This is a genomic window from Salinivibrio socompensis S35, assembly GCF_000513715.1.
Classification (GTDB): domain Bacteria; phylum Pseudomonadota; class Gammaproteobacteria; order Enterobacterales; family Vibrionaceae; genus Salinivibrio; species Salinivibrio socompensis.
Genome location: NZ_AQOD01000187.1, coordinates 1 through 6,801 on the forward strand (window position 1 = coordinate 1; position 6,801 = coordinate 6,801).

Annotated in this window: 7 protein-coding genes; 4 read left to right on the forward strand and 3 right to left on the reverse strand. The window is 47.8% G+C overall.

What is annotated here, in order from left to right; genetic code table 11:
• The first annotated feature begins 180 nt into the window (after positions 1–180).
• Positions 181–426, forward strand: coding sequence for an Lpp/OprI family alanine-zipper lipoprotein (locus tag DZ54_RS0116435; RefSeq protein WP_025675267.1), 246 nt, complete (start codon positions 181–183; stop codon positions 424–426).
• 90 nt (positions 427–516) lie between these two features.
• Here DZ54_RS0116435 and DZ54_RS0116440 read toward each other — a convergent pair whose 3' ends face one another.
• Positions 517–1,638: a L,D-transpeptidase family protein gene (locus DZ54_RS0116440; protein ID WP_420804866.1), complete on the reverse strand. Its 1,122-nt coding sequence runs from the start codon at positions 1,636–1,638 to the stop codon at positions 517–519.
• A gap of 278 nt (positions 1,639–1,916) precedes the next feature.
• Between DZ54_RS0116440 and DZ54_RS0116445 the strand changes: the two genes are divergently transcribed.
• Positions 1,917–2,567: a hypothetical protein gene (locus DZ54_RS0116445; RefSeq protein WP_025675270.1), complete on the forward strand. Its 651-nt coding sequence runs from the start codon at positions 1,917–1,919 to the stop codon at positions 2,565–2,567.
• Here DZ54_RS0116445 and DZ54_RS26480 read toward each other — a convergent pair.
• Together DZ54_RS26480 and DZ54_RS26485 are read right to left on the reverse strand one after the other, a co-directional pair.
• Positions 2,564–3,580: an ABC transporter substrate-binding protein gene (locus DZ54_RS26480; protein ID WP_240474061.1), complete on the reverse strand. Its 1,017-nt coding sequence runs from the start codon at positions 3,578–3,580 to the stop codon at positions 2,564–2,566. The two genes, DZ54_RS0116445 and DZ54_RS26480, sit on opposite strands and share 4 nt — an antisense overlap.
• 26 nt (positions 3,581–3,606) lie before the next feature.
• Positions 3,607–4,260 (reverse strand): SgrR family transcriptional regulator, encoded by a 654-nt coding sequence (locus DZ54_RS26485; protein WP_240474062.1) that lies wholly within the window; start codon positions 4,258–4,260, stop codon positions 3,607–3,609.
• Between the two features lie 209 nt (positions 4,261–4,469).
• Between DZ54_RS26485 and DZ54_RS0116455 the strand changes: the two genes are divergently transcribed.
• Entirely contained in the window at positions 4,470–4,985 is a 516-nt protein-coding gene (locus DZ54_RS0116455; RefSeq protein WP_025675272.1) for a hypothetical protein, read from the forward strand.
• Positions 4,986–5,504: 519 nt separating this feature from the next.
• A complete protein-coding gene (locus tag DZ54_RS0116460; RefSeq protein ID WP_025675274.1) occupies positions 5,505–6,443 on the forward strand; it encodes an NYN domain-containing protein in 939 nt (312 codons plus the stop codon).
• Positions 6,444–6,801 lie beyond the last annotated feature (358 nt).

Genomic DNA, 6,801 nt, shown 5'->3' on the forward strand with positions numbered 1-6,801 from the left:
ACAGCGATACCGATTAATAAGGTGAATACGATGACGTGGACAGTAAAAGGATATTGATAGCKWAGGRAAAGATTGGCAGGCAAAATCTCTTATCAGTTGTACTAAAGTTGAAAATAGTCGCGTCTGCGCGCGATCCTTTTGACGTGATGACGATTTCAAACAACAGTTGCGAGGTTATCTATGAAAATCCGTCCAATGGCTTTAGCTGCCATCGCATCAAGCGCTTTATTGATGGGCTGCACTAACACCACCGCATTGCAACAAAGTGTCAATGATTTATCTGCAAAAGTGGATGCGTTATCTAATGATGTCTCCATGATGAAAAATGACGTTGGTGAGACAAAAGACACATCGAAAATGGCACATGAAGAGGCAAAACGCGCCAATAAGCGCATTGATAATATGGCTCAGTCCTATACAAAATAGGCGATAGTGACAATCAGCTAACCACGTGGTTCAGAGAATTGACACCCTTAGACGGCGTACTCTGCGCCGTCTTTTTATTGCGCTGTCTTTTTATTGCGCTGTCTCTAGTTGCAGGGGGTCTAGCTGGCTTGTTGACTCGCGGTTCAGACGCTTCCACTGTTGCTGTTGAGCTGGCGTTAAAGATGCGACCTCAATTGGCGCACCCTCTTGTACCGCTAAAGCCGCCCGGTAACGCTGTGTCGACAGGCCAAAGTGCTCAAATAGAGATAAAACGCCAGGATCCGGAGTCCGAGTGATGCGTTTATGCGCTTCATCAGGCGTTGTAGATAGCGGGCGATGCGCCTCAACCATCAGACGTCCATCAGGCTCAAGGCTCACTTTAGTCGGTGTATCAATGATACGCACAGGCGTACGCACATCCACTGCATCGAATAACCAAGCAATGTCATCAGGCCGCAAGCGAATACAACCGGCACTCACTCGTAAGCCAATCCCAAACGATTTATTGGTCCCGTGGATTAAATACTCACCATGCCCATACCCCAAGCGTAACGCATGTTTACCCAGGGGATTATCAGGCCCGGCCGGCACCACATCGGGCAAGCTGACCCCGCGCGTTTGTCGATACTCGTCTCTAATACTTTGAGGCGGAGTCCACGTCGGATTTTTCCGCTTTTGGCTAATGAAGGTATCCATCTTGGGTGTATCTCGCCCAATCCGTCCAATCCCAATCGGAAAAATATGGACCCGCCGACGCGTGTTTTTATCCGCCGAGGATACGCTTTCCCCCGCTTTTTTAACTGCAGCACTCTGCGCGGGGAAGTAATAAAGGCGAAGCTCAGCTAAGTTGATCACAATCCCTTCATGGGGCGGTTTCGGCAACAGATATTGCCGAGGTAAGCGCACCAAGCTGCCAGGCTCAGGTAAGTAAGGGTCCACTCCCGGGTTCAATGCCAGGAGCGTCAAAAAACCCACATTATACTGTTTGGCAATGGCTTCAAGATGTTCGCCCTCTTCAACGTGATGAGTTTCAGGGTATCCAACCAACCGACTTCCATCCTTGGGTAACAGATAACTCGCAGCCAGTCCTGTCGGCACATAGAGTATCCACAGCAGCAGTCCTCCCCGTATCGAGAACTGAGTCATTAGAGCAAGCATCTGTCGGGTTCGACCAACAATAAACGCGCGCCCCAGCCACTTTGTCACATTCACTATCGTCTTTTTCTCCTCATTCTTATGGCTGGCCACACCTTCGCAACAAAAAAATAAATATCTATCATTTCTATGCTTCAGCGGCCGGCATGTCGGCCGATAAATCCACCAATCACTGTAAAAAGATAGGTCAGTTGATGAAGGCACGATGAGAAAGTGCGCACAACGTAGCGTTTCTCTCTGATTTATTGGGTGATTTAAGTGATATACTACATACTTTAATCAAGGCGATGTAGCCATAAACGCTGTATCGATGTTTTGGTAGGAGTAACACGTTTTTGTTAGATGATCTGGTCTCGCTGGCACTGCGCCACTTTCAGCAAGATTGTGTCAAGCTGTGCGAACATCACTATCCGACAGTCCACAATCGAGGCATGCGCGATACGCATATGGGTAAAGCGTTAGCGCGTCGTCTGATGCGTGTCCTGGAAGCGCATGATAAGCCAGCGCAGTTTCATCTTCTCGACGACACTCGCCCACATAGTCAAACCGTCTATAAGCTCCAGTTAGATGACAGCGCAATTTATATCCTGGCGCACCGCTTACTCAGTGGCAATAATGCCTGTCGAGATGCTCTAGTGCGCGATGTGGCGTGGCTACTCAATCACGGTATCACTGATCCTTCTGAGCCTGGACGCGTGATCATTGTCAGTGACCATTGGATTGACCGAACTAACGCGAGTAAAGCCGTTCCATCATGGTGGTTAGGCCACCAGCCAATCCACGCAGAGGCATATCGAATGCAAGGCATTCGGCTCACATCAGCAACCTCTAGTCTCTCAGAGGCCATTTCTCCCCTCGGATTAACCGAAGGACGCTATCGTATCTTTCATCCTTTATTTAGGATAAAAGACAGCCTACCACTGCACAAATACTTGCTCATGACCGCAACTTTTCCACTTGGCCCCGAAGAATACGAGACAGCTTAACTAGGCTTATGCCATATCGATTTAAAATCGAACCATCCCACGGCATTAGAAGCGACATCTTGCAAATCTGGCGTCGCCATCACGCCCATCCAAATATGGAATAACGGGATCATCTGGTGCTCAACCAGACAACGCGCCAAAGTTTCGGCACAATCATCATCTTGCGTGTCACGCCAACGTTGTGTTTCCGTCTCTATCTTGGTGACAAGCGCATCCGTACATGCATGTAACACCAAATTATGAGTGCCAAGCCAGTTGAATAAGCCAACCTGCCCTCGCTCACCGAAGCTCATTGCCCCCAACCAAATATCAATTTTGCGACTGTAACGGCCACTGAAATAATCCGCCGGAGACAGCGCTAACGTGTTCACCGTGATGCCCTCTTCCGCCAAATGGGTCTTCATTGCTTGAGCAATTAACGGATACAAAGGGTGATCCGATAAATACGCTACCGTCAAAGACGTCGGGCCCGGCGCAACTCGCTGCTGTTCGGCTTGTGTATGATGCATCCAGCCTGGCATTAATCCGTAAGCATTGAATAATCGATACTCGCCCATGCCGTTTGCTGCTAAGCGTGGCAGCAGTTGCAGCGATGACAACTTGGCGTGCAAATATTCTCGCCATGCCGGCTGTTTGGCGAGCCCATCACGGCAGTTAAGCAATAAGTATCCGGCGCCCTGATCCATTTCAAGTTTTTGACTCAAGGTTGTCTGATGACTCGCGAGTCGCTCGGGGGTCAGCGTGGTACTCGGCGTGAGATAACACATCGCCGCTTCATCAAAGACCATAATCTGGATCTGATCCGTTAGCGCGCGATAACCAAAGTAATCATCAAAGGCTTCAAGTACCAAACGATGCGCTTGCCGCTCAGCCACGCGATACGGGCCGGTGCCAATGGGTTGATAAGCAAACTGCTTGTCGTTATCACAATCAGCCGGGAGAATTAAGGCTTCTGGGAGCGTGAGCGCATGATCGAAAAGGGGATCCGGGCAAGAGAGGTTGATATCAATCATTCTCGGCCCTGGTGATGTCACACTGGCTATATGGCGAAAAAACGCCGTGTGGCAAGTTGAGACAGACTGCTGATCACATCATGCTCTGTCATCAAACGTCCGTCATGAAATCGTACGCCCGGCCGTAAGTAAAAGCGCCACTGAGTTGCGGATAGAGCATCCCAATGATGTGCTAAATCGGCGACGACAATGCGATCATTGCCCCGATAACGCACTAAGCCGTTGAATATTTGTCCCACTAAGTGCTGCTCTGAACGGCGCAGTGGCCCACGTGGGTCAAGCTCTTCTAATTGACGATAATAAGGTAAACGCACAATTTGACGACCATTTTGCGTACTCGGCCCCATTTGCTTTTGAATCAAGGTGACCAACTTGGTGGCATCATGATCTAAACAGGCCAAGGCGTGATCGATTTTACCTTGTGTCAGCCATTGTGCCGCCTGCTCTTCGCGCAATGCCGATTCGCTGCGTAAGAACGTTAAACGTGACAGCTTGCCTCGCCCAACAGAGGGTTGCCATGTTAACCAACCATGCTCCTCTAACTTACTCAAAACCATACGCGCATTGCGCCGCGTGCAGACTAAAATATCGGCGACCGCTTGTAGGGCGGTATCTGTATCTTCACCATTAAAGTGGTGATAAAGGCGGGAAAATTGTGCACGCAGTCGCTGACCTGACATAAAAGAGGAACTCAATTATCGCTAAAAATGGGATTTCTACTTCCTATTTTACGCAACTCAGCGCATGGCGTCTGCTCATATTTAAATCATTCACACTGAAGCTGTGATCTCTAGCAGGCTATATTGGCGGGCATTGGCGAGGGGCAGTTTGTTCTGAACGCCGACTCGGTTATGATACGTTTCCTTTGTAGGCAATGAAAAGGGTGTTTATGAACGCGCCGGCAATTATTTCCCATTTTGATATCAAGCAACGTTGGATGGCTTGTCATGTTAAACAAGCACAGTTTCCCACCCAAGAAAGCCTCGCCGGTTATGATATCTATCACGCCACTAGCCAGCCGCCAAAACCTTTCGTCATGCCTGCCGCGCCGACCACTCAACCATTAACAATCTACTGGGTCGATAGCCATCCACTGATGATCCAATACGCCAAACTTCAGGCCAAACAGTGGCCAGAATCAGATCATGCAAACATGCTGGCATACTTCGCACAATTAGCGCTTCAAGATGGCGTAGAAGTAGCCGAGGCTCGCGTTTCTTTATGCATTGGCACCCAACACGGCGAAACCTGCGCCGCCGCCATGCGGGTAGATACCCAAGAAAACGGCCAACCAATCAGCGGTATTTATGACGTGATTGCCCCCAGTGACGACGCCCGCGCACAACTTTTTTATGCACTCACTGAGGGTGCGGACAATGACCGCCAATGGGTGATTGCCGGCTAGCGTTTAACACTGGCGCTTGAGTGATTTGAAGACGCTCGCTATTGAACGAGCGTTTCACGGGAAAGATCGTGTTGTGTTTGGGAGAATAGAAGCGGGTTTTTCTCTGATTCGTAATTGGACATAACGCTCTTAAATTAATAACTTAAGTTAAAAAAGGTGCGGATAAGTTTTGGTGTTGAAAAGCCACTTCAATGGGAGTTAATCCTTATCAGTATAGTTCAATGACAAACACTTAAATAATCTTGCAAAAAGCTCTTCGGCTCGCTATTCTTTGTGTACAACTTACCCTTCTTCCACGCGTGGCGACATACAGACCCCTGGAGCTGGGCGAAATAAACCGATCTTTGAGTCGGTTTTTTCAATTTAAACTATTGATTTCAATTGTTGCGTACCGATCACGACTATTGTACACTTTTCCTACAACTTACCCTTTTCCACGCGTGGCGACATACAGACCCCTGGAACTGGGCGAAAAAACCGACCTTTGAGTCGGTTTTTTCAATTTAGGGCAAAATAGACGTGAAAACAAGAATATATATCGACGGTTATAATCTCTACTTTGGGTGTCTCAAAGGAACACCTCACAAATGGCTAGACCCAGTTTCTTTATCAGAACGCCTGTTAGCTCGCTCAGGGGAACGTAGTTCTGTCTTAGATGAGAATACTGGAGTTAAATTCTTCACAGCTGAGATATCCGAAAAAGCAGCATCTGACAACACTTCTCTCAACGACCAGCGTTCCTATCATCTAGCTTTGCATATCCACTGCGCCTCACGTCTCGAAACAATCAAGGGTAGCTATGCGATTGACAAGGCAAAGTTCCCTTGCGTCGAAAAAGACGACAAGGGAAATGAAAAACAGCCTAGAGACTCACAGCGTGTAAAGATATGGAAGCTTGAAGAGAAGCAAAGTGATGTTAACATCGCGATTGAAGCGGTCTATGACGTACTCACTGAACCAGACCTAGAACAGGTTGTATTCGTAACCAATGATACCGACTTAGCACCGGCACTAAGTAAAATACACGCGTACAATAAGTTGCAGTTTCGAGGTAAAGTGAAGATAGGCCTTATAGTACCAATCAAAAGCGACGATAACTCCAGACGAGCTAACAAAAGCTTGAGTGCACTTGCTGATTGGACAATTCATCATATTACAGATGAAGAGCTTGCTGCATCTCAACTACCCTGCAGGCTACCAGCGAAGAAGTCAGCCTTTAAGCCTAGTAGTTGGTTCAAATATCCAGATAAAGTAGAAGAGATACTGGAGATCCTTAGTGACAGACTAGTTGATAAAAGCATTCCTGCTTCTTGGAAATGGCTAAGCAAGCCTTTACGACAGGTCGAAGGTCTGCCCAAGCTGGAAAGTCCACCTTGTGATTGTATGGACGACGAAGTGGCCCTTGAAATCATTCGCCAGCATGCCATTGCATACGCGAAATTTAAAAAGTCATTCTAGTACTGAGCATATATTCCACTATGCTTGACTTTTCAAAGGTAGCAGTTTCATAACCCTCACGTCCTTTTATCCCTCTTATATTCAGGGCACTGATTGTTATAGATAGCCATTATTCCAAGTGTGGCTCACTGGGCTATCAAATGTGTATTCAACTTGCAGCGATAACTCACTATTGAGCGACAATTACGGTGGCCGGTCTAGCGACAATTATCTTGGCCGGTTGGTCTGATAAGGTTCGGTACAGCAGAACGGAGGGAGTTCACTGTGCCGGGAACACGAATCACGGATCAACAGGTCACTATCTATATGACTCATAGAAAACGAAATAGCCAAGTTGTTGCTGCTGCTAAAGCAGGGA

Coding starts and splice junctions, on each gene's coding strand:
- DZ54_RS0116435 (WP_025675267.1), top strand. CDS start 181: ATGAAAATCCGTCCAATGGCTTTAGCTGCCATCGCATCAAGCGCTTTA.
- DZ54_RS26480 (WP_240474061.1), bottom strand. CDS start 3,580: ATGATTGATATCAACCTCTCTTGCCCGGATCCCCTTTTCGATCATGCG.
- DZ54_RS26485 (WP_240474062.1), bottom strand. CDS start 4,260: ATGTCAGGTCAGCGACTGCGTGCACAATTTTCCCGCCTTTATCACCAC.
- DZ54_RS0116455 (WP_025675272.1), top strand. CDS start 4,470: ATGAACGCGCCGGCAATTATTTCCCATTTTGATATCAAGCAACGTTGG.